Annotated in this window: 19 protein-coding genes and 1 pseudogene; 17 read left to right on the forward strand and 3 right to left on the reverse strand. The window is 57.0% G+C overall.

Annotated features, from left to right (window positions below; genetic code table 11):
- Positions 1-284 precede the first annotated feature (284 nt).
- The 9 genes and pseudogenes from BJL95_RS10905 to BJL95_RS10945 all read left to right on the forward strand — a co-directional run bounded on the left by BJL95_RS10905 (position 285) and on the right by BJL95_RS10945 (position 10,824).
- The gene (locus BJL95_RS10905; RefSeq protein WP_071157904.1) at positions 285-488 is read left to right on the forward strand and encodes a hypothetical protein; all 204 of its coding nucleotides are present in this window, start codon (positions 285-287) and stop codon (positions 486-488) included.
- 89 nt (positions 489-577) lie between these two features.
- Positions 578-2,979: pseudogene (locus tag BJL95_RS10910) on the forward strand (N-6 DNA methylase).
- Between the two features lie 169 nt (positions 2,980-3,148).
- Positions 3,149-3,367, forward strand: a complete 219-nt coding sequence (locus tag BJL95_RS10915) for a hypothetical protein (RefSeq protein ID WP_071157906.1) — start codon at positions 3,149-3,151, stop codon at positions 3,365-3,367.
- Entirely contained in the window at positions 3,357-3,773 is a 417-nt protein-coding gene (locus BJL95_RS10920) for a PIN domain-containing protein (protein ID WP_083385917.1), read from the forward strand. Before BJL95_RS10915 ends, BJL95_RS10920 begins: the two co-directional genes overlap by 11 nt.
- An 84-nt stretch (positions 3,774-3,857) precedes the next feature.
- Positions 3,858-5,144 (forward strand): restriction endonuclease subunit S, encoded by a 1,287-nt coding sequence (locus tag BJL95_RS10925; RefSeq protein WP_071157909.1) that lies wholly within the window; start codon positions 3,858-3,860, stop codon positions 5,142-5,144.
- 1,076 nt (positions 5,145-6,220) lie between these two features.
- Positions 6,221-6,562 (forward strand): GIY-YIG nuclease family protein, encoded by a 342-nt coding sequence (locus tag BJL95_RS10930; protein WP_254786775.1) that lies wholly within the window; start codon positions 6,221-6,223, stop codon positions 6,560-6,562.
- A 33-nt stretch (positions 6,563-6,595) separates the two neighbouring features.
- Positions 6,596-6,799 carry a hypothetical protein gene (locus BJL95_RS10935; RefSeq protein ID WP_217631680.1) on the forward strand — a complete coding sequence of 68 codons (204 nt, stop codon included), beginning with the start codon at positions 6,596-6,598 and terminating at the stop codon, positions 6,797-6,799.
- 99 nt (positions 6,800-6,898) lie between these two features.
- Positions 6,899-10,090 (forward strand): type I restriction endonuclease subunit R, encoded by a 3,192-nt coding sequence (locus BJL95_RS10940; protein ID WP_071157913.1) that lies wholly within the window; start codon positions 6,899-6,901, stop codon positions 10,088-10,090.
- Positions 10,090-10,824 (forward strand): M48 family metallopeptidase, encoded by a 735-nt coding sequence (locus BJL95_RS10945; protein WP_071157915.1) that lies wholly within the window; start codon positions 10,090-10,092, stop codon positions 10,822-10,824. The genes BJL95_RS10940 and BJL95_RS10945 overlap by 1 nt, the downstream gene beginning before the upstream one ends.
- 177 nt (positions 10,825-11,001) lie before the next feature.
- Here BJL95_RS10945 and BJL95_RS10950 read toward each other — a convergent pair whose 3' ends face one another.
- The 3 genes from BJL95_RS10950 to BJL95_RS10960 form a co-directional block, all read right to left on the reverse strand.
- Positions 11,002-12,732 (reverse strand): NAD-dependent malic enzyme, encoded by a 1,731-nt coding sequence (locus BJL95_RS10950; protein ID WP_071157917.1) that lies wholly within the window; start codon positions 12,730-12,732, stop codon positions 11,002-11,004.
- A gap of 70 nt (positions 12,733-12,802) precedes the next feature.
- Positions 12,803-14,308: a B12-binding domain-containing radical SAM protein gene (locus tag BJL95_RS10955; RefSeq protein ID WP_071157919.1), complete on the reverse strand. Its 1,506-nt coding sequence runs from the start codon at positions 14,306-14,308 to the stop codon at positions 12,803-12,805.
- Entirely contained in the window at positions 14,305-15,483 is a 1,179-nt protein-coding gene (locus tag BJL95_RS10960) for a GGDEF domain-containing protein (protein ID WP_071157921.1), read from the reverse strand. Before BJL95_RS10960 ends, BJL95_RS10955 begins: the two co-directional genes overlap by 4 nt.
- 194 nt (positions 15,484-15,677) lie before the next feature.
- Between BJL95_RS10960 and BJL95_RS10965 the strand changes: the two genes are divergently transcribed.
- From BJL95_RS10965 to BJL95_RS11000, 8 genes are all read left to right on the forward strand, one after another.
- Positions 15,678-16,616 (forward strand): hypothetical protein, encoded by a 939-nt coding sequence (locus BJL95_RS10965; RefSeq protein WP_064027428.1) that lies wholly within the window; start codon positions 15,678-15,680, stop codon positions 16,614-16,616.
- Positions 16,617-16,773: 157 nt separating this feature from the next.
- Entirely contained in the window at positions 16,774-17,007 is a 234-nt protein-coding gene (gene acpP / locus BJL95_RS10970; RefSeq protein ID WP_013820083.1) for an acyl carrier protein, read from the forward strand.
- A 93-nt stretch (positions 17,008-17,100) separates the two neighbouring features.
- On the forward strand, positions 17,101-18,345 hold the full coding sequence (fabF, locus tag BJL95_RS10975) for a beta-ketoacyl-ACP synthase II (RefSeq protein WP_064027430.1): 1,245 nt from the start codon (positions 17,101-17,103) through the stop codon (positions 18,343-18,345).
- Between the two features lie 28 nt (positions 18,346-18,373).
- Positions 18,374-19,198 (forward strand): aminodeoxychorismate lyase, encoded by an 825-nt coding sequence (pabC, locus tag BJL95_RS10980; protein WP_071157923.1) that lies wholly within the window; start codon positions 18,374-18,376, stop codon positions 19,196-19,198.
- On the forward strand, positions 19,198-20,202 hold the full coding sequence (gene mltG / locus BJL95_RS10985) for an endolytic transglycosylase MltG (RefSeq protein ID WP_254786776.1): 1,005 nt from the start codon (positions 19,198-19,200) through the stop codon (positions 20,200-20,202). The genes pabC and mltG overlap by 1 nt, the downstream gene beginning before the upstream one ends.
- On the forward strand, positions 20,199-20,828 hold the full coding sequence (gene tmk, locus BJL95_RS10990; protein ID WP_071157926.1) for a dTMP kinase: 630 nt from the start codon (positions 20,199-20,201) through the stop codon (positions 20,826-20,828). Before mltG ends, tmk begins: the two co-directional genes overlap by 4 nt.
- Positions 20,825-21,817 carry a DNA polymerase III subunit delta' gene (locus BJL95_RS10995; protein WP_071157928.1) on the forward strand — a complete coding sequence of 331 codons (993 nt, stop codon included), beginning with the start codon at positions 20,825-20,827 and terminating at the stop codon, positions 21,815-21,817. Before tmk ends, BJL95_RS10995 begins: the two co-directional genes overlap by 4 nt.
- A gap of 3 nt (positions 21,818-21,820) precedes the next feature.
- Positions 21,821-22,174 carry a PilZ domain-containing protein gene (locus BJL95_RS11000; protein WP_071157930.1) on the forward strand — a complete coding sequence of 118 codons (354 nt, stop codon included), beginning with the start codon at positions 21,821-21,823 and terminating at the stop codon, positions 22,172-22,174.
- Positions 22,175-22,193 lie beyond the last annotated feature (19 nt).

Genomic DNA, 22,193 nt, shown 5'->3' on the forward strand with positions numbered 1-22,193 from the left:
GTGACGCCGCGCCGATCCGAGCAATTTGGCGCGGCAGCGGTTCTTTGCCTTCATCTTCAGGGCTTGTCGCGTTCAGCCGATAGAGTCATCCACTCGAACGGCTTGCCGTGGCGGTGCATAGCTTCGAACGGCGCGATGTTCGCGGCGGCCGCCGCCGATCGCTCTCGGTTTTCGGCCGGATATTCGCCTGGAGGCTAAACTTCCACGCTTCGCGAGGTCCGCTGGACTTGGATAGTCGCCGGCTTTCCTTTACATAGCGATACGTTCCCAGTACCGTAATCCGGATGGGCGCAGCCGGCCGGCTACCAAAGAAAGCCGCCAAGCCGACGTTTCGCATCGATTCGGCGTTAAAACCAGCGCTGTGTCTGGCCGCCGAACGGAAGCATCGCTTTCTGGCTAACAGGGTGGAAGTGCTGATTCACGGCTTTTGCGGCCAACACGGCATCGCCGTTCCCAGCCAATCGACTAACCCCAATAACCAAGACTAAACACGCCACACCATCACCGATTCATGGCTATTAAAAAATCCGATCTCTATTCCTCGCTGTGGGCCTCGTGCGACCAATTGCGCGGCGGCATGGACGCCAGTCAGTACAAGGACTACGTGCTGTTCATGCTGTTCATCAAATACATCACCGACAAATACGCCGACAGCGATGACTTCGCGCCGCCGGTGGTGATTCCTCCCGGCGCCAGCTTCAAGGACATGATCGCCCTCAAAGGCAAATCCGACATCGGCGACAAGATCAACACCCAGATCATCGGCCCCTTGGTCAATGCTAACTCCCGTTTGGCGCTTAGCGACTTCCCCGACTTCAACGATCCCAACAAACTCGGCGAAGGCCAGGACATGGTGGAGAAGCTCTCCAACCTGATCGGCATTTTCCAAAAGCCCGAGCTGGATTTCTCCAAGAACCGCGCCGAGCACGACGACATTCTCGGCGACGCCTACGAATACCTGATGCGCCATTTCGCCACCGAAAGCGGCAAAAGCAAAGGCCAGTTTTATACGCCGTCGGAAGTCAGCCGTATCATCGCTAAGGTGATCGGCATCTCGCCGGAAAACGCCAAAGGCTCGACGACGGCTTACGACCCGACTTGCGGCTCCGGCTCCTTGCTGCTAAAAGTCGCCGCCGAAGCCGGCAAACACATTACCCTCGAAGGCCAGGAAAAAGACGTCACCACTGCCGGTTTGGCGCGGATGAACATGATTCTGCACGACTTCCCGACCGCCACCATCCTGTCCGGCAACACGCTGGCCTCGCCCAAGTTCAAAGACGGCGAAAACCTGCGCACTTACGATTACGTGGTCGCAATCCGCCGTTTTCCGTCAAGACCTGGAGCACCGGCCTGACGCCGGGCGACGATGCTTACCAGCGCTTTGTTTGGGGCGAGCCGCCGGCCAAACAAGGCGACTACGCCTATTTGCTGCACATCATCCGCAGCCTGAAAGCCAACGGCAAAGCCGCCTGCATTCTGCCGCACGGTGTATTGTTCCGCGGCAATGCCGAAGCGTTGATTCGCCGGCAACTGGTGCGGTCCGGGTATCTGAAAGGCATCATCGGCCTGCCGGCCAACCTGTTTTACGGCACCGGCATCCCGGCCTGCATTTTGGTCATCGACAAGGAAAACGCCACCGCCCGCAAAGGCGTGTTCATGATCGACGCCAGTAAGGGCTTTATCAAGGACGGCAACAAAAACCGCCTGCGCGAGCAGGACATCCACAAAATCGTCGACACCTTCGGCAAGCAAGCCGATGTGCCGCGCTATGCTCGGATGGTGCCGTTCGACGAAATCGCCGATCCGAAAAACGACTTCAACCTGAATCTGCCGCGCTACATCGACAGCACTGAGCCGGAAGACATTCAGGACATCGATGGTCACCTGAACGGCGGCATCCCCGAACGCGACCTGGATGCACTAGCCGATTACTGGCAAGTGTTGCCCGGTGTGCGCGCCAGCTTGTTCGCCGTGCTGCGCCCCGGTTATACGCAATTGACGCTGCCGCTGGCCGAGGTCAAACCCGCCATCTTCGGCCACGCCGAATTCACCGCCTTCAACGCCCAAGCCAGCGCACGCTTTCAACATTGGCGAGACGCCGTCACGCCGCTACTGACCGGCTTTGGCAAAGACGGCCATCCCAAAGCATTGATCGAAACCATCGCCGAAGACTTGTTGAATACCTTCAAGCCTGCGCCGCTGCTGGATGCCTACGACATCTACCAGCACCTGATGGACTACTGGGCCGAAACCATGCAGGACGATTGCTATCTGATCGCCGCCGACGGCTGGGTCGCCCAACCCACACGCATCGTCGAAACCGACAAAAAAGGTAAAACCAAGGACAAAGGCTGGGTTTGCGATTTGCTCCCCAAGCCCCTCATCGTCGCCCGCTACTTTGCCGACGAACAGGCCGCCATTGAGGCCAAACAAGCCGAACTGGAAGCCGCCACCGCCAGCCTAGCCGAGCTGGAAGAAGAACACGGCGGCGAAGACGCCATCTTTTCCGGATACGACAACATCAATGCCGCCGCCGTTAAAGACCGGATCAAGGAAATTTTGGCCACGGATGGCCTTATGTCGCGTGAGGCAGGGATGCTGGAAGCGACCGGTAATGACCAGGAAGGCGCCGAAGAGTTAAAAGTGTTGAAACAATGGCTGGAATTTGGCAACCAGATCGGCGTGTTGAAAAAACAAATCAGGGAAGCCGAAGCCGCGCTCGACCAAAAGGCTTATGAAAAATACCCGACGTTGAGCGAAGCCGAAATCAAAACGCTGGTGATCGACGACAAGTGGATGGCGCATCTGTCCACCGCCGTACAGGGCGAACTGGACCGGGTTTCGCAGACGCTGACCCGTCGCATCCGCCAACTGGCCGAACGCTATGCCGCGCCACTGCCGCAGTTGGAAGACGAGGTAAGCAAACTGGCGAGCAAAGTCGAGCGACATCTCACCAGGATGGGCATCACATGGAAATGAATCCTCCCAACGGCACAATAAGTCAGACACTGTCTGACCAATTGCGTTGGTCATATCGGGTCGAATGCCTCAAAATCCAGCACACTCTGGTATGTGCTCGCTACGCGCGCCAAACCACCGCCCAAAACGTATTTGCCCCAAAATTGAAAATCTTATCGAGGACAATGCCATGCAAGTCGTATTAACAAAAGAATTGGTGATGGATAGCTCACATGGTGTTTTATTAGCCGACCTGCCCATTGCCACCGGCGAAAAATTCACCATCATCGTGCTTAAAGATAGCGACGCCGGCCGCCAGCAAGTCACGGAGCGCAGAACAGCCTACGCCCATCGCTTTGTAGTCGAGGGTATCGAACTGCCTGCCAGAGAAGCTTTATATGAGCGTTAACAGCTTTATCGATACCAACGTCTGGGTGTACGCGCATTTTCAGCACAGTCATGAAAAATGCGCTATTGCGTTGGAATTGATCGAGACCTTGCCGGCATTAGTAAGCAGTACTCAAGTGCTCAATGAGTACTACAGCGTGATGCTGAAAAAGAAAATCATCGACAGGCTGATTCAAGACAATATCGAGGTCATCATTTCGATTGCCGCCATCCAGACCATTCAAGTCACCACGATACGTTTCGCCCATCGGCTCAAACTGAAATATGGTTTTTCCTACTGGGACAGTTTGATTGTCGCCAGCGCCCTGGAAGCCGATTGTCGGCAGCTTTATTCCGAAGACCTGCAACACGGTCAGGTGATCGAAGATCGTTTGACCGTCATCAATCCTTTTGTGAACCTTCGGTAACCGGACGCATCGAACGTATGGCATGGAAATCAACTGCTTGCCCAAGGCTCGACGGTTCAGCGATGCCGTGGAAAATGCAAACCCATGAGTAATCAACCAACAAACCATGCCGAGGCGGTCAACGAAGCCAGCGCGGCTTATCGCTTGCAGGTTGGTAATGGGGCTTTGATTAAGCCTGGGTACAAGATGACGGAGGTGGGGGTTATTCCGGAGGATTGGAAAGTCTCAACCGTGGGCGATGAGTTTGAGGTCAAACTTGGAAAAATGCTCGACGCCGAGAGAAACACTGGCGTTCCTAAACCTTACCTCGGCAATAGAGCAATTCAGTGGGATAGGATCGATATCTCAGAACTACCTATAGTTCCAATGTCTCGTGCGGATATTGAAAAGTACCGACTTTACAAAGGTGATCTGCTCGTTTGCGAAGGGGGCGAAGTAGGTCGAGCCGCAATTTGGGAAGCCCCTATATCAGAGTGCTACTATCAAAAAGCGCTTCATCGCTTGAGGCCACTAAACGGATTCAACTCTAAAGTCATGGTTGCGTATTTGCGACAATGGTCTGATCGCGGCATGCTCAAGAATTATGTGACGCAGACGAGTATCGCGCATCTACCGCGTGAAAAGTTCATGGAAATCCCGATGCCAGTGCCTCCAGTCGCTGAACAACACGCCATCGCGGCGGCGTTGAGCGATGTGGATGCGCTGCTGGACGGGCTGGAGCGGCTGATCGCCAAGAAGCGCGACCTCAAACAGGCCGCCATGGAACAACTCCTCACCGGCCAAACCCGCTTGCCGGGGTATAGTGGGGAGTGGGAGGTTACGCGGTTGGGTGAAATATGCGAAATTGAAATGGGTAGAACGCCACCAAGACTCAACGCATCAATGTGGGGTAACGGTTACCCATGGCTGTCAATTGCAGACCTCAAAGATAAGGTTGTGTCTAATTCAAAGGAGCAGATCACCCAGCTTGCCGCTGAGTCAATGTCGATTATTCCAAAAGGAACCTTGTTGATGAGCTTCAAGCTTTCAATTGGGCGCCTTTGTTTCGCTGGTTGTGATTTGTTTACCAATGAGGCAATTTGTAGTTTTAACAAGTTGCAGGCAAATGCTGATTTTCTTTATTACGTACTTGGTCGGACCGATTTTTCTCTATATGGCAAGCAGGCCGTTAAAGGATACACGCTAAATAAAGAGTCACTGAAACTCGTAGAGCTGGCTTTGCCAAATGAAGAAGAACAAACCGCCATCGCCACCATCCTCTCCGACATGGATGCCGAACTCGCCGTGCTGGAAGCCCGCCGCGACAAAACCCGCGCCTTGAAACAGGGCATGATGCAGGAACTGCTGACCGGCAGGACGAGGCTGCTATGACCACGCCACCCGTCGTTCCGGCAGGGATTGCCGGAACCCAGATTACAGGGAGGTAAACGCCAAAACCCGCCATGGCTTCTGGACCCCGGCAATCCCTGCCGGGGTGACGGCGCCGCGAGCCACTTTACGGTACTGAAGTTTAACGCAGCCGTCCGCCCGCCTTGACAAAACCCGCGCCCTCAAACAGGGCATGATGCAGGAATTGCTGACCGGCAAGACCTGGCTGCTATGACCACGCCACCCGTCGTTCCGGCAGGGATTGCCGGAACCCAGATTACAGGGAGGTAAAACGCCAAAGCCCTCCATGGCTTCTGGACCCCGGCAATCCCTGCCGGGGTGACGGCGCCGCAAGCCACTTTACGGTACTGAAGTTTAACGCAGCCGTCTGCCCGCCGCGACAAAACCCGCGCCCTGAAACAGGGCATGATGCAGGAACTGTTGACCGGCCAGACCAGGCTGCTATGACCACGCCACCCGTCGTTCCGGCAGGGATTGCCGGAACCCAGATTACAGGGAGGTAAACGCCAAAACCCTACGTGGCTTCCGGACCCCGGCAATCCCTGCCGGGGTGACGGCGCCGCGAGCCACTTTACGGTACTGAAGTTTAACGCAGCCGTCTGCCCGCCGCGACAAAACCCGCGCTCTCAAACAGGGCATGATGCAGGAATTGCTGACCGGCAAGACCTGGCTGCTATGATCACGCCACCCGTCGTTCCGGCAGGGATTGCCGGAACCCAGATTACAGGGAGGTAAAACGCCAAAACCCTCCGTGGCTTCTGGACCCCGGCAATCCCTGCCGGGGTGACGGCGCCGCGAGCCACTTTACGGTACTGAAGTTTAACGCAGCCGTCTGCCCGCCGCGACAAACCCCGCGCCCTCAAACAGGGCATGATGCAGGAATTGCTGACCGGCAAGACCTGGCTGCTATGACCGCGCTACCCGTCGTTCCGGCAGGGATTGCCGGAACCCAGATTACAGGGAGGTAAAACGCCAAAGCCCTCCATGGCTTCTGGAACCCGGCAATCCCTGCCGGGGAATTATTGCGGTATTTGCGTTAAAGTTTGTCGGCGCTGTTTTTGGCGGGATTAAAGTCAGCAGGTCAAACTGAAAATCATGCAAAAATGGATAAACAACCCTGTGTTTATATAATGGCCAGTCAACGAAACGGGACGCTTTACATTGGCGTGACTTCGAATTTGATTGGGCGTGTTTACCAGCATAAAACCGATATGGCCGAAGGCTTCACCAAACGCTATGGAGCGCACCTGCTGGTTTGGTATGAGGTGCAGGACAGGATGGAGAGTGCCATATTGCGGGAAAAGCAGTTAAAGAATTGGTCGCGAGCCGCTAAAAAACGGCTGATTGAGCAAGCCAATCCGAGCTGGCAGGATTTGTGGCACGACTTAGCCTCAGCATAATAGATTTTTTAGTTTAAGCGTTTGCGAGGCCCAATGATGAACACGATTCCCGCCAAAGAGAAACAACTTCTGGATTGCCTGACGGCAGCGGTTGGTGAAGCGTTAGAACGCAAACGCCGCCTGGGTCAGTATGCCGTGGTCTGGAAAGACGGCAAACCGGCGCTGATTGGTGATGATGCATCGAGCCTACTGCCAGTGCAGTCGGTTGCTGAAAGTGCGGGTGAAAACGCCGGCTAAAACGCTGGTGAAAATACCAAGTCCGATTTTTATAACCGTTGTCGAAAAAACGCTGGCGAAATTACAACCACAAACCGACAGGCAATAGGAGCTTAATTCATGAGGGAACAACACAGCCGTTCGGAACGTAACACCCAGAACCGAGTCGTCGCCTTGTTTGCCGACCCGACACGGCCGGATAGCTTGGGCTACCGCTATCTTGGCGACTGGAGCAAACGCCAGAACAACCGCCTCATTGAAACCGCACTGCTTCGCGACAACCTGATGGCGCGCGGCTATTCCGCCGCCCACATCAGCGCTGCCTTGCAGAAACTGGAGATTGCCGCCGAAACCACCGGCTTTACCTTGTATCAGGCCAATCTGAGCACCTACCAGTTATTGCGTTACGGCGTGCCGGTGCAAATTGCCGCCGGTCAGGCGCACGAGACGGTGCATTTGATCGATTGGGAACGTCCCGAGCTTAACGACTTTGCTCTGGCCGAGGAAGTGACTCTTAAGGGCGGCCACGAGCGGCGGCCGGACATTGTGCTGTATATCAACGGCATCGCCATCGCGGTGATCGAGTTAAAGCGCAGTTCGGTGGATGTGGCGGATGGCATACGCCAGCTGATCACCAATCAGGAAGCTATTTTCAACCAAGGTTTTTTCAGCACGGTGCAACTGGTGTTGGCCGGCAGCGATGCGCAAGGGCTGCGTTACGGCACTACCGGCACGCCGGAGCAGTTCTTCGTGGAGTGGAAGGATGAAGGGGACGGTTTGGTAGGGGCGGGTTTGAAACCCGCCCCTACGACAGCCATCGGCGCATTGCTGGATCGACCTCTGGCGCAGTTGTGCGGCAAAGCTCGGCTGCTGGATTTGCTTCGCAACTTCATCATCTTCGACGCCGGCCAGAAAAAGGTGCCGCGCCAGCACCAGTTTTTCGGCGTGAAGGCCGCGCAGGAACGCGTTGCCAAGCGGGAGGGCGGAGTCATCTGGCATACCCAGGGTAGCGGCAAGAGCATTTTGATGGTGCTGATCGCCAAGTGGTTGCTGGAGCATGATCCCGAGGCGCGGATTTTGGTGGTCACCGACCGCGACGAGCTGGACAAGCAGATTGTCGGCGTCATGCGCAATGCCGGGGTGATTGGCGAAAACTCGGCGTCGCCGCGTATTACTTCACGGAACGAATTGGTTGCTAAATTGGCTGCAACCAATCCCAGAGTCATGTGTGCTTTGATACATAAGTTCCCTACTCGAAAAAAACGCAAGCGTGAAGATGATCTCTATGACGGAATAACCGAAGTTCTTGAAGACCGAGGACTTCCAAGAATACTCGGCCGATTCTACGTGTTCGTCGACGAATGCCACCGCACCCAAGGCGGCGACATGAACAAGCAGATGAAGCGCTGGCTGGAGAGCGCGATCTTCATCGGTTTTACCGGCACGCCGCTGCTGCGCAAGGACAAGCAAATGACGCGGGACGTGTTCGGCACCTATATCCATACCTACAAGTTTCATCAGGCGGTGGCCGATAAAGTGGTGCTGGATTTGAAATACGAGGCCCGCGACGTGCCCGAACGGCTGACCTCGCAGAAGAAAATCGACGAGTGGTTCGAGCGGAAAACCCAAAATCTCAACAACTTTCAGAAGGCGGCGTTGCGTAAACGCTGGGCGACGATGGAAGAGTTGATGAGCGCCGAGGGCCGTAAACGCGAGGTGGTCGCCGAGATCATCTCCGATTTTGCCCTTAAACCGAGACTGAACAACGACCGCGGCACCGCTATTCTGGTGGCCGCCTCCATCTACGATGCCTGTCATTATTTCAGGCTGTTCGGAAATACCCACTTTGGCCCCTACTGCGGCATCATTACCTCGTACGAAGCGAATGCCAATGCCATCTCGAAAGAACCCGCCAACAGCGATGAACGCTATAAGTTTGATACCTATAGTCAGTTGGTATTGAAGGATTTTCCGACGACCGAGAAATACGAAACGGAGATGAAGCGCCGCTTCATCGACGAGCCGGCCAATCTTAAATTGCTGATCGTGGTTAGCAAGCTGCTGACCGGCTTCGATGCACCCAGCTGCACCTACATCTATCTCGACAACGAATTGCGCGACCACAACCTATTCCAGGCGATCTGCCGCACCAATCGGCTGGATGGCGACGACAAGGACTACGGCCACATCGTCGACTTCAAAAAACTCTTCGGCGACGTTCAGCAAGCCATCGCGGTGTACAGTTCCGACGAACTGGACATCGACCAGGGCAACGGCGGCGATAACAACGTGCGCCTGAAAAACTGGCTGGAAGAAGGCAAAAAGCAACTAGACCATGCCCGTCAAGCACTGCACTACCTGTGCGAACCGGTACTGCCGCCGCGTGAAGTCGAGCAGTACTTGCATTATTTCTGCGGCGATGCCGCTAATCCCGAGGCGCTAACCGAAACCGAAGCATTGCGGGTAACGTACTACAAGGCAGTGGCGATCTTTGCCCGTGCCTACGCCGACATCGCCCAGGAACTGACCGAGGCGGGTTATTCCGAGGCCGAGGCCGAGGCATTGAAAAAGGCAGTGGAGTTCTACGCCGAGATTCGCGCCGCCATCAAGAAACACTCGGGTGAAGAGCTGGACATCAAGCCTTACGAGGCTGACATGCGCCACCTCATCAATACTTACATCCAGGCCGACCCGGCGGAGGCATTAGGGGAACTGGGTGAAATGTCGCTGACCGAGCTGATCATCGAGACCGGTATCCACGACGCTATTGCCAAGAAATTGAACCAAAAAGGCAAGCTGTCGAAGAACGCTATCGCCGAGGGGATCATCAACAACGTCCGCAAGACCATTATCCGCGACCAGCTCACCGACCCCAGGTTCTACGCGCGGATGTCCAAGCTGCTCGACGATCTGATCAAGCAAAGCCGAGCGGATACTGCCGCTTATGAGGCGTTTTTGCGCAAGGCCGAAGAGTTGGTCAAACGCTTGGCGGCCAAACAACCCGAGGCCGGCATTCCCGCCATGTTGCATGGCAAGCATGAGGCCATCGTCATCTACAACAATCTGGCCGATTTGATGCCGGAAGCCTCACCGACGCCACAGGCGCATGAACCCAAGGCCGACTACAGCGATGAGCGTGCGCAACTGGCGCTAAAAATTGATCATGCCATGCGGGAGCAAGCGCCGGCGGGCTGGAAAGGAGACCAAGCGAAGGAAAGTGTGATTTTGAATTTTTTGTTTCTGTTGCTGAACAAGCATAAGGAAGCCACTTTGGCCTTGTTCGAGATCATCAAGAATCAGCCGGGCTACTGATGATTGAAACCATCGAACTGGGTGAGATTGTTATCGAGGTGACTCGAAAGGCAATCAAGAATGTACATCTATCGGTTCATCCGCCGGAAGGCCGCGTTACCTTGGCCGCTCCGCTGGAAACCCGTTTGGAAGTGGCCAGGGCTTACGCGATTTCAAAGTTGGGATGGATACGCGATCAACAGGCTAAACTGCGTAATCAGGCCAGAGAGACCCCCAGACAGTTTGTCGAGCGAGAGACCCACTATCTTTGGGGGCGGCGGCATTTGCTGACGATCATGGCACGCGGCGGCAAGCCGTTTGTGAATGTCGATCACCGGCGGATTTCCATGTACTTGCCGCCAGATACGTCTCTGGAAAAACGCGCCGAGTTGCTGCACGAATGGCATAAGGTGTTGCTGCATCAGGCCATCCCGCCGTTGATTGCTAAATGGCAAGCCAAGCTGGGCGTAACGGTTAAGCAGTATTTTTTGCAGCGGATGAAAACCAAATGGGGCAGCTGCAACCCCAAAGCCGGACATATTCGCTTGAATACCGAATTGGTCAAGAAGCCTAGGCATCTTTTGGAGTATGTGCTGGTACACGAAATGGTGCATCTGTTGGAGCCAAGCCATAACGAACGGTTTGTCGCGATCTTGAACGAATATTATCCGGCCTGGCGCGAGGCGCGGGCCGAGTTGAACGAGCTGCCGTTGAGCGCCGAACAGTGGCGAGAATACCACGAGCAGTTTCGCTGATTTTGGTGTGGCGCCGGGCGGTCGGCATCGGCAATAAGCCGCGCCGACGAGACAGTCGGCTACCGATGCCGCTGGTTTGTTCCGTTCCAACCGAGAGCGGTCCGTTGAATACTCGGGCCGGTCTCGGTTCGGCTGAGATGGCATCGCTTGGACGGAAAATAGCGCGACTCAGCGGGTTTAAGCCGGTTCGTATTTGAAGGGCAGCTGTTCCGCTCGCCACGAGGCCGATTCGATATACGCGGCCAAGTCGGTGCCGTTCAAATCGGTGCGGCTGGCGGAGCCGTCCCGCAGGGCTTGGGCCAAGACGCGTTTGGCGACCGATTGGCAAACCTTTTTCAGATCGGCAACCGGCGGGTAGATCAGGCCGGCGTCCAGCCAATGTTCGGCGGTGTAGTCCGCTAGTGCATAGGCGGCTTCCTGGACCATTTCGTCGCTGATGCGGCTGCATTCGGCCAAGGTCGCAGCCAAACCCAAACCCGGAAAAATGAAGGCGTTGTTTCCCTGACCCACCGGATATTGCCGCCCGCCGTAACTGGCGTCGGGAAACGGACTGCCGGTGGCGACGATGGCCCGCCCCTCGCTCCAATTCAGCAAATCTTGCGGATTGGCTTCGCAATTGTCGGTTGGGTTGGATAGCGGGAAAATGATCGGTTGCGCATGGAAACCGGCCAGATCGGTAACGATTTCCCGGCTGAATAGGCCCGCGACGCCGGATAAACCCAATAGCACGCTGGGTTTGGCGTGGGCGATGACCTCTTGCAAACTGGGTACTTGGCCGGCGGCAACGCCCCAGTCGCGGTAAATATCCGGATCTTGCGCCAACGGCGATTTGTAGGCATCGCTGGTGCGGCCTTTGACGACCAGACCGTGCGCGTCGATGACGAAAATCCGGGCTTGCGCGGCGTCCGGCGTCAGACCGGCGCGAATCATGCCGCTTTTGATCGCGGCCGCCACGCCGATACCGCCGGCGCCGGCGCCGGCCACCACGACGGTTTGATCGGTCAAGGCTTCGCCCTTCAGTCGGCAAGCCGACAGCAAACCCGCCAGCGCCACCGCGCCGGTCCCTTGAATGTCGTCGTTGAAGCACGGAATCCGGTCGCGGTAGCGCTCCAGCACGTCGAACGCGACGTTTTTGGCGAAATCTTCCCATTGAATGATGGCTTTGGGCCATTTGGCTTGGACCGCCGCGACGAATTTATCGACGATCTCGAAGTAGGCGGGGCCGGTCAGGCGTTTTTGCGGCACGCCCAGATAAAACGGATCGGCCAGCAAATCGTCGCGGTTGGTGCCGACGTCGAGGTTGACCGGCAGCGTTTGGAAGGGGCACAGGCCGCCGCCGGCGGTATACAGCGCCAATTTGCCGATCGAGATCGCCAGACCGCCCATGCCTTGGTCGCCGATGCCCAAAATGGCCGACGAGTCGGTCACCACCATCATCCGGATGTCGTGCCAGGGGTAGTTGTCGAGGATGGTACCGGCCCGGTCGATGTTTTCCACCGAAAACGTCAGGCCGCGCGCGGTGGTGTACATCGAGCTGAATTGTTGGACGGCCTGACCGATTGTCGGCGTGTAAACGATGGGGACCATCTCTTCCAGATGGCGCTCCAACAGCGCGTAAAACAAGACTTCGGAACGTTCCTGGGTGGCGCGGAGAAATTGGTACTTGGCCAGGTCGCTGGGCTGTTTTAGGTAGTTGGCGTAGAGACGGTCCAATTGGCGGTTAAGATCGGTCACTCGGGGCGGCAACAAGCCGTCCACGCCCAGCTCGATACGCTCTTCGATCGTGAAAGCGGTGCCTTTATTGGTGGCCGGCAGCCGGAGTAGGGCGATGCCGCGAATTTTAGCGGCGATATAGGTTTGGCCGTTGGCATCTTGCCGGTAATCGAAGTATTCGCTCAGTGGAGTCATCGGGTTTCCTTTGCGTAGTCGGAGGAGGTCGGGTGTCGACGCGGCATTCGCGGCGCCGGGTCTTCATGGGTCAATCGCATATTGCTTGGCGTTGTCGTTTGCCGGTTTGCGGACGTTTGGCCGGCGCTGGCGAGGCGCCGGCTTCGAACGCCGGCCGGCCTTTTTCGCCGCTCCGCCGGTAGTCGGCCGCCAAGGCCGCCGCCGCCGGAGCGGCCGGTATCCGCAAGCGCTCGGTCATGATGCCATAGCTTAGCTCGTACAGGCGTTTCAACGCGATTTGCCAAGTGCTGCCGGCGCCGGCGTACAGCGTGTCGCTAAAGTCTAAAAACCGTTCGAACGGCCGATCGCCGCACAGGAGGGGTAGGCTGGTCGTAAAGCGGCCTGAATTACCGATCATATCCCAGTATCGGGCAAATCGCTGCATGCGTTGAATCTCGCTGAAACCGATATCGCGGGTGGCGAGTACCGAATAAGGCGGATTCGGATCGTAACGCATCCGGTAGGCGTCGTCGTGACGGTTGATCGGCGCGCCGCGCAGGCGCTTTAAAATGCCGACCTGAATTTCCTGTGGCCCGAGCGCGTAGAGGTGGTCGAAGCTGGCGCCGAAATTGGCGAGGGTGTCGCCCGGCAAGCCGAAGATCAGATCGGCGTGAATGTGGACGTGGGTGTGTTCGCGCAACCAGCTCAGGTTAGTGGCGGTCGCGGCGTTGTCCTGGCGGCGGCTGATCCGTTGTTGTACGTCCGGGTCGAAGCTTTGCACGCCGACTTCGAATTGCAGCACGCCGGGCGGAAAACGGCGAATCGCTTCGCGCAGGCGTTCCGGCAAGTGATCGGGAATGACTTCGAAATGCACTTGCAGGCCGTCGCCGAGCCGATCCAGAAAAAATTCCAGTATTGCCACGCTGTTGTCGATACGCAGGTTGAAGGTCCGGTCGATGAATTTGAAATGGCGGCCGCCGCGTTGGTATAGCGCGTCCAGTTCGCTTAAAAACGCCGCGAGCGGAAACGGCTTGGCGGTCGCGTCGAGCGCCGAGAGGCAGAACTCGCATTTAAACGGGCAGCCGCGCGAGGCTTCCACGTAAGTGAGGCGTTGGCGCAAATCGCTATCGCTGTAGTACGGGTAGGGCGAGGCCAATTCGGCGAGCGCCGGCGTCGGTCCGGCGACGATGCGTGGCTCGGGCCTTACGCCGGTCAACAATTGACAGCACAGTGCCGGAAAACTCCGTTCGCCGGGACCGGTGACGATGTAATCGGCCAGTTCGGCGCAAGCCGGCAAATCCGGTGGATGGCTGACTTCCGGCCCACCTAGCACGATGGTGATGTCCGGCACGACTTGCTTGAGGATGGCCAGTACCGCGCCGATTTCCGCGACGTTCCAAATGTAAACGCCAAAGCCGATAATCCTAGGTCGCTGGTCGAGCAAGCGCTCGACGATTTCCGCCGGCCGTTGCTGTAGGCCGAATTCGGCGATTTGGGTACGTTCGCGCAGTTCGGCCATATTGGCGTACAGGTAGCGCAAACCGAAGGCCGAATGAATGTAGCGAGCATTCAGAGTACACAGCACTATCTCGGTCATGCCGGGCTGATCCGGAATTGCGAAAAGGTTTCCGCGCGGTTGCGGCCGGTTTGTTTGGCACGGTATAGCGCGGCGTCGGCGGCTTCCAGCAGCGCGTCGCCGTTAAGGCCGGTGTGTTCGGAACTGGCGATGCCGATGCTGATCGAGCTGTTGATCGGCGTTCCGCGCCAATCGACCGTTTGCTCGGCTTGGATGCGGCGCAAACGTTCGGCCAATTGGTGGGCATCCAGTTCGGTGGTGCCGGGTAGCAGCAGGCAAAATTCCTCGCCGCCGTAGCGGGCCAGATAGTCGTCGCGGCGGATTTCCAGCCGTGCTCTAGCCGTCAGCTGACGCAGGACTTCGTCGCCGGCCCGATGGCCGTGGCTGTCGTTAATCAGCTTGAAGTGATCGACGTCCAGCATAACCACCGACATCGGCTCCTGACGGCGTTGGCTGCGCGCCAGCATGCGCTGTAATTCCAACTCCAGACTGCGCCGGTTCCACGCGCCGGTCAGCGCATCGGTAGTGGCCAGATTTTCCAGTTGGGAAGCCATCCGGTAATTGACCATCAAGATAAAGCCGAAGGTCAGAAACAATTGGATGACGCTGCCCGCCAAGAACATGACCGGGTTGATTAGCATCGGGCTGAACAGGGTGTAGGTACCCGGCGGCGCCGAGTAAATCGCGATCGCTCGAGAGGCGTAGATCAGACTTAGCACCGCGAAAGAGGCTCCGGTCAACCAGTGGGCGGTGCGTTCGGGCGTGGGCAGTCTGATCAGCAAGGCGCGGGCGCAGGTGAAATTGATCGCCCCGAACACCAGCGAATTGGCGATGGCTCGAAATTGAATATTGATGTGTACCAGACTGAACCAATAACTGAAAAATCCGACCGCTACCACGACGGCGATCATCCAGCGAATGTGGCAGGGTTCTCCCTTGAAGGCTTGAATGCCGGCCAATTGGGTCGTCGATCCCGCCGCCAGCAATGCCGCGCCGGCGACCACGGGCCAGCCCTGGCCGGCGTGTAGATTGGGCAAGGCGATGGACGAGCCCAGACTGATACAAAAGCTTGCCAAGGCCCAATGCCGGAGTCCTTGCACGCCGCGGGCGTGCAGGCTGGCGACCGCGAGCAGTATCGAGAACAGAAAACTGAGCACGGCTATCATCACCATCATCGTGCGCAGATCGAGGTTCATTGAGATTCCCGGTTGGTTTGATCGTGGGTCGGCTAAAAAGCGGGCCGGCGTTCCGTCAAGCCTACAAAATTTTTTCCTGTCGCGCTACTGGCGCGCTTGGGTCGGGAAACAGAGCAGCGAGCGCCTCGGTTCGCGATCGGCGCGTATTCGGCCTAAAATGCGGCTAGTTACGCTTCAAACAATCGGTTATTTTGATGACAGAGCAAACCTTTCAGTTCGAACAAATCCATATTGAAGTTGCCCGCAACGCGTCGGACGACTTCAATTTGTTTCACGATAAGCATAAGTGGCTGCAGATTACGCATAACCCGTTCAAAGGGCCTATCGTGCTGGGTTTTCAGTTGAATACCTTGATCGAATACCAGATGCGCTTGTACCGCGAAGCGCATCAGGAGGACAAGATCATCGCGGATCGCGGCCTACGTTTCAGTAATTACCAGATCACCTTCGTCAACGCCTTGCGGCCTCGGCAGGAAATGACGCTGGACATCAAAAAAACCCTGATCGCGACGATTCCGGAATTGACCTTGACCAACCGGGTGGCGATCAAATCGCAGGGCAAGACGATCTTGCTGGGTTACAAGAAGGAAACCAAGACCCCGTTGTTCCTGGCCAATACCGATCTGAGCGGCTTGCCGGACCTGAATGCGCTGGCGGACGACAGCATCGTACCCGGCACCGACTTCTTCCTGAAACGGAAGTGGATGCATAACGGTAACGTCAAGAATTTCCTGTCGGGATCGTTGGCGGAACAATCGGCGTATTTCGACGAACTGGCGCACATCGCCAGTTATCCGGAGGTGTTTCCCTGCTGTTTGACCTCGGGGGCCTTGCTGGAAAAGGCCCAGCTGGAACACCACGATTTCAAGGCGAATCCGATGGTGTACACCTCGCACGACATCTCGGTCGATCGCTGCTTGGTACAGCGTTTGAAGAACAACGACAAGCTGCATATTCTGGTCAAGCAACTGCCGGAATCCAAGGACAATACGCTGAACCACACCGATATTCTGCTGCGGACTTACGAGTGTTACGGCGTGTTGGAGGATAGGGAAATCCTGTTCAGAATCAAGCTCAATCTGGTGCCGCTCGAGGAAATCGTCAGGAATTTGAGCGCCAAGCCTCAGTCATAGCGGGTTGGGCTAATGTTGTGAAAATTTTTGAACATCAAGTATAATCCGCTAAGTCGTTAGGCCCGGCCGGTGACGAGATTGCAAATTCAATTAATACAACACTAAAGATAAGGTAAGTGCTTGCAATCAGGCATTTGCATTGTTCGAGGAAAAATATATGAGTAATATCGAAGAACGAGTAAAAAAGATTGTCGCGGAACAATTAGGCGTAAAGGAAGAAATCGCAAACGATGCGTCTTTTGTTGACGATCTTGGCGCTGATTCTTTAGACACAGTTGAACTTGTCATGGCTCTGGAAGAAGAATTCGAGTGCGAAATTCCGGACGAAGAAGCCGAAAAAATCACCACCGTCCAATTGGCTATCGATTACATCAACGCCAACTTGCAATAAGTCGATTCAAGTCAGTTAGTGGATGGCGTTTCCATCCACTAGCCGGTTCCTCCCTCTCTTCCTGGTTGTCTTCTTTTTTACCGGTAGTTTTCTGTGAGCACACGTCGAGTTGTTATTACGGGCTTGGGCGCCGTCACGCCTTTAGCCAACAATGTTGCCGATACTTGGGACGGTATCGTCAATGGCAAGAGCGGCATTAGTCCGATCGATTCCTTTGATATTTCGCCCTTTGCGACCACCTTCGGCGGTGTGATCAGAAACTTCAATATCGGCGACTACATCGCCGAGAAAGACGCCAAACGTATGGATGGTTTCGTGCACTACGGCATCGCGGCAGGTTGTCAGGCTTTCGAAGACTCCGGTATCGTCGTCACCGAACAGAATGCCGAGCGTATCGGCGTCGCGATCGGCGCCGGCATCGGTGGGATTACCGGTATCGAAGAGTGCTACGCCACCTACACGGCGGCCGGCCCGCGGCGGATCTCGCCGTTCTTCGTGCCCGGCAACATCATCAACATGATCTCCGGCAATTTGTCGATTAAATACGGGTTGAAAGGCCCGAATTTCGCGATCGTCACCGCCTGCTCGACCGGCACGCACAATATCGGCGACGCCGCTCGCTTGATCAAATACGGCGATGCGGACGTGATGGTCGCCGGCGGCGCCGAGCGCTGCACGACATCGCCGACCGCGATGGGCGGTTTTGCCGCCGCCAAGGCCTTGTCTCGCCGTAACGACGATCCGCAACGGGCCAGCCGGCCTTGGGATCGCGATCGCGACGGCTTTGTATTGAGCGACGGTGCCGGTGTGATCGTGTTGGAAGAGTTGGAGCACGCCAAGGCGCGCGGCGCCAAGATTTACGCCGAGTTGGTCGGTTACGGCATGAGCGGCGACGCTTATCACATCACGTCGCCGTCCGAGGGCGGCGAGGGCGCGGCTCGCTGCATGCGTAACGCCATGCGCGACGCCAAGTTGAATCCGGAAGATATCGATTACATCAACGCGCACGGCACCTCGACGCCGGCCGGCGACATCGGAGAAACCCATGCGATGAAAGCCGCGTTGGGCGAGTACGCTTACAAGGTCGCGGTGAGTTCGACCAAATCGATGATAGGCCATTTGCTGGGGGCGGCCGGCGGCATCGAGGCCGTACTGACCTCGCTGGCGATTTGCAACCAGATCGCGCCGCCGACGATCAACCTGGAAAATCCCGATCCGGAATGCGATCTGGATTATGTTCCCAACATCGCCAGAAACATGAAAATCGACGTCGCGATCTCCAACTCGTTTGGGTTCGGCGGCACCAACGGTTCTCTGGTGTTCAAACGCTACGCATAATTTTTGCGGGCCGCGGCAGTGACCGGCGATGTTTCTGCTGAACGGCGAACCCGCGCATTGCATCGATCCGGCCGATCGCGGCTTGCAATACGGCGACGGCCTGTTCGAAACGCTGGAAGTCCGGCAGGGCCGGCCTTTATTTCTCGATCGGCATCTTAGACGTCTGGCGTCGGGCTGCCGGCGTTTGATGATTCCGATGCCGGACGCCGACTTGCTCGAAGCGGAAGCCTGTTCTTTCGCCGCCGGTCGGGACGTCGCGGTGCTTAAACTGATCGTTACTCGCGGTTGCGGCGGGAGAGGCTACCGGCAACCGGACGTTATCCAGCCTACTCGGCTGTTTAGCCTGCATCCCTATCCCGATTACCCCGCGTATTACCAAACCGACGGCATCGTCGCCGACTTTTGCCGGCAGCGCCTGTCCAGCAACGCCACTCTGTCTGGCATCAAGCATTTGAATCGTTTGGAGCAGGTACTTGCCCGAGCCGAGTGGTCGGACGACAGCCGTCAGGAGGGTTTGATGCTGGATGTCCAGGATTATGTCGTGGAAGGCACGATGAGCAATCTGTTCATCGTCGAGAACGGCGTTTTGCTGACGCCCGTGTTGACCGATTGCGGCGTGGCCGGCATCGTTCGCGAATGGATTTTGGGGTTCGCGGCCGCCGAAGGCTTGCCGTCGGCGCAGGCGGCTATCACCGTGGATCAAGTTTTGGCGGCCGACGAAGTGTTCGTGACCAATTCGGTGATCGGGATTTGGCCGGTGCGGCGCGTGGCCGGACAAGATTTCCCGGTCGGGCCGGTGACGCAACGTATATGCGCGGCTTATCGGCTAGCCAAACAACGGGAGTTGTCGTGATGGCCAAGCATGTCATGGGTCACAGCATTGCCGCGTTCACGCTGCTGATGCTGGCGGGACTGATCTCGATCTGGGCCGGGATGCACTATCATCTGATCGAGAAAAAACCGGTGGTGGCCAGCGAAACCGTCATCGAAATCCGCCGCGGCGATACCTTGGACAGCGTGATTTCGACACTGCTGGCCCACCGCGTGCAAATCAACCGCTTCTGGTTCAAGCTGTTCGCCTATCGAAAACACTTGGATCGCGGCCTCAAGCGCGGCGAGTACGTCTTGGCCAAGGGCGCCAGCGCGGCCGACATTTTGCAACAGCTGACCGAAGGTCGCACCCGCCAATATTCCATCACTTTTCCGGAAGGTTGGTCGTTCAAACAACTGTTTCAAGCCGTCAAAACCAATCCTTATTTGGCGCATACGCTCAGCGACGCCGAGTTGACCGAGTTGATGAAGGGCATCGGCTCGGACAAACCCCATCCGGAGGGCTTGTTTTTTCCGGATACTTATTACTTTGAAAAATACACGGCCGATATCGAACTGCTGAAACGCGCACACGACCGGATGCAAAAAGTGTTGGCCGAGGAGTGGTCCAAGCGCGATCAAAACGTGCCGCTGGAAACCCCCTACCAAGCCTTGATCTTGGCGTCGATCGTCGAAAAGGAAACCGGAGCGGCCGAAGAGCGTCGACAAATCGCCGGCGTATTCGCCCGGCGCCTGAAAAAAGGTATGCTGCTGCAAACCGATCCGACCGTGATTTACGGGATGGGCGACAGTTATCACGGCGATATTCGCCACAAGGATTTACGCGAGCCCACGCCATATAACACCTACATCATCGAAGGCTTGCCGCCGACGCCGATCGCATTGCCGGGCAAGGAGGCTATCGTCGCCGCGCTGCATCCCGACCACGGCGATGCGCTGTATTTCGTCGCGCGCGGCAACGGCCGTCACGCGTTTTCGTCCACCTTGGCCGAGCACGAAAAGTATGTGGAGCGTTACCAACGATGAGTCGCGGTTGTTTCATCACCTTGGAAGGCGGCGAAGGCGTCGGTAAGTCCACCAATTTACAATTTGTTAAGGCTTGGCTGGAGATGCGCGGCATCGTTTCGGTGGTGACTCGCGAACCGGGCGGCACCGGGATTGCCGAGAAGATCCGAGCGATTCTGCTGGAAAAAGCCGACGAACCCTTGTCCGAGCAGGCCGAATTGTTGCTGGTATTCGCGGCGCGGGCTCAGCACATCCGCCAAGTGATCTTGCCGGCCTTGGAGTCCGGACAATGGGTACTGTGCGACCGTTTCACCGATGCGACTTACGCTTATCAGGGCGGCGGACGCCGACTGGACGTCGCGACGATCGAATGGTTGGAGCATTGCGTGCAGGGCGATCTGCGGCCCGACCTGACCTTGTTGTTGGATGCGCCGGTCGAAATTGGTATGGGGCGGGTCGGACGGCGCGGCGCGGCCGACCGCTTCGAAGCCGAGCGTGGCGAGTTTTTCGAGCGCGTTCGCCAATGCTATCTATCCAGGGCCGCGCAATATCCGGAACGCTACCGGGTCGTCGATGCCGGGCGGCCGCTGGAGGACGTTCAAGGTAGTTTGGCCGACGAATTGGCGGCGTTGTTGGAGCGGCAATGACAACGCTTTACCCCTGGCAGCAGCCGGCTTGGCAAACCTTGCAAGCCTACCTTGCCCAAGGGCGGATACCGCAGGCCTTGCTGGTTTCCGGTCCGGCCGGCATCGGCCGGCGGCATTTGCTGGACTACTACGCGCGGGCGTTGTTGTGCGAAACGCCGGCGGGCGACGCTTCAGCCTGCGGGCGCTGTCATGCTTGCCTGTTGGTGGCGGCCGGCACGCATCCCGACTATTTGAGCGTCGAACCCGACGAACCCGGCAAGGCGATCGGTATCGACAAAATCCGCCACTTGATCGCCAAGCTCGCGCTGAAGCCGCAATACGACCGCACCTACCGGGTGGTGATTTTGAGCCCGGCCGAACTGCTCAACACCGCATCGGCCAACGCCTTTCTTAAGTGTTTGGAAGAACCGACCGAAAGGACTTGTTTGCTGTTGCTGACTGAGAAACCGGGCCGGCTACCGGCAACAATACGCAGTCGTTGTCAAAAGCTGTATTGTCCATTGCCGCCCAAGGCGCTGGCCTTGGAATGGCTAGCCGGACAAGGCATATTGACCGACGCCGAACCGATATTGGAGTTGGCGCGCGGTGCCCCGCTACTGGCCGGCGAATATGCACAACGCAACATCGCCGAATATCGCCAGCGCTATTTCCAGGACTGGCTGGCGATAGTTAGGGGGCAGGGCAATCCGTTGGCGGTTGCCGAACAGTGGCAGAAGGGCGAGCCGGTGGAATTAGCGGTGGCCTTGACCTGGATGGCGCAATGGGTGGCGGACATCATTCGCTGCGCTCATGTGGCGGAGCCGGCCGACGCAGCCGATCCCGACATGAAAAATGCCTTGCAAGCCCTGTCCAAGCGGCTAGAATTGCAAGGCTTGTACCGTTTTTACGACGCCTTGTTGCTCGCCAAATCGCAATTGGCGACCCAAATGAACCGGCAATTACTGGTCGAGCAACTCCTGATCCGTTGGTCGCAACTCAATCCGAATTAAGCCATGGCAGAAACTCCGTCACCCCGGCAAGGCATACTCTCGCTGTCGATCAAGGACAAGAATGCCTTGTATGCCGCCTATATGCCTTTCGTCAAAAACGGCGGATTGTTCATTCCGACCAAGCGCGAATACGAAATGGGCGAAGAAGTGTTCATGCTGCTGAATTTGATGGATGAAACCGAGCGATTGCCGATCGCCGGCAAGATCATCTGGAAAACCCCGAACGGCGCCGAGGGTTATCGGGCCGCCGGCATCGGCGTGCAATTCAGCGATCAGGACGGCGGCATGGCCCGCAATAAAATCGAAACCTATCTGGCCGGCGCGCTGGAATCCGACCGCTCCACCCATACCATGTAGTATTGTCGGCATGTCCGCC

Source organism: Methylomonas sp. LWB (assembly GCF_001856095.1).
In the GTDB taxonomy this organism is placed as follows: domain Bacteria; phylum Pseudomonadota; class Gammaproteobacteria; order Methylococcales; family Methylomonadaceae; genus Methylomonas; species Methylomonas koyamae_A.

Bases quoted from the DNA above. Each gene is read 5' to 3' on its own strand.
- BJL95_RS10995 (WP_071157928.1), top strand. From the start codon at position 20,825: ATGACAACGCTTTACCCCTGGCAGCAGCCGGCTTGGCAAACCTTGCAA.
- mltG (WP_254786776.1), top strand. From the start codon at position 19,198: ATGGCCAAGCATGTCATGGGTCACAGCATTGCCGCGTTCACGCTGCTG.
- BJL95_RS10965 (WP_064027428.1), top strand. From the start codon at position 15,678: ATGACAGAGCAAACCTTTCAGTTCGAACAAATCCATATTGAAGTTGCC.
- BJL95_RS10935 (WP_217631680.1), top strand. From the start codon at position 6,596: ATGATGAACACGATTCCCGCCAAAGAGAAACAACTTCTGGATTGCCTG.
- BJL95_RS10950 (WP_071157917.1), bottom strand. From the start codon at position 12,732: ATGACTCCACTGAGCGAATACTTCGATTACCGGCAAGATGCCAACGGC.
- BJL95_RS10940 (WP_071157913.1), top strand. From the start codon at position 6,899: ATGAGGGAACAACACAGCCGTTCGGAACGTAACACCCAGAACCGAGTC.
- tmk (WP_071157926.1), top strand. From the start codon at position 20,199: ATGAGTCGCGGTTGTTTCATCACCTTGGAAGGCGGCGAAGGCGTCGGT.
- BJL95_RS10920 (WP_083385917.1), top strand. From the start codon at position 3,357: ATGAGCGTTAACAGCTTTATCGATACCAACGTCTGGGTGTACGCGCAT.
- BJL95_RS10955 (WP_071157919.1), bottom strand. From the start codon at position 14,308: ATGACCGAGATAGTGCTGTGTACTCTGAATGCTCGCTACATTCATTCG.
- BJL95_RS10945 (WP_071157915.1), top strand. From the start codon at position 10,090: ATGATTGAAACCATCGAACTGGGTGAGATTGTTATCGAGGTGACTCGA.
- BJL95_RS10915 (WP_071157906.1), top strand. From the start codon at position 3,149: ATGCAAGTCGTATTAACAAAAGAATTGGTGATGGATAGCTCACATGGT.
- BJL95_RS10925 (WP_071157909.1), top strand. From the start codon at position 3,858: ATGAGTAATCAACCAACAAACCATGCCGAGGCGGTCAACGAAGCCAGC.
- BJL95_RS11000 (WP_071157930.1), top strand. From the start codon at position 21,821: ATGGCAGAAACTCCGTCACCCCGGCAAGGCATACTCTCGCTGTCGATC.
- acpP (WP_013820083.1), top strand. From the start codon at position 16,774: ATGAGTAATATCGAAGAACGAGTAAAAAAGATTGTCGCGGAACAATTA.
- BJL95_RS10960 (WP_071157921.1), bottom strand. From the start codon at position 15,483: ATGAACCTCGATCTGCGCACGATGATGGTGATGATAGCCGTGCTCAGT.
- BJL95_RS10905 (WP_071157904.1), top strand. From the start codon at position 285: ATGGGCGCAGCCGGCCGGCTACCAAAGAAAGCCGCCAAGCCGACGTTT.
- pabC (WP_071157923.1), top strand. From the start codon at position 18,374: ATGTTTCTGCTGAACGGCGAACCCGCGCATTGCATCGATCCGGCCGAT.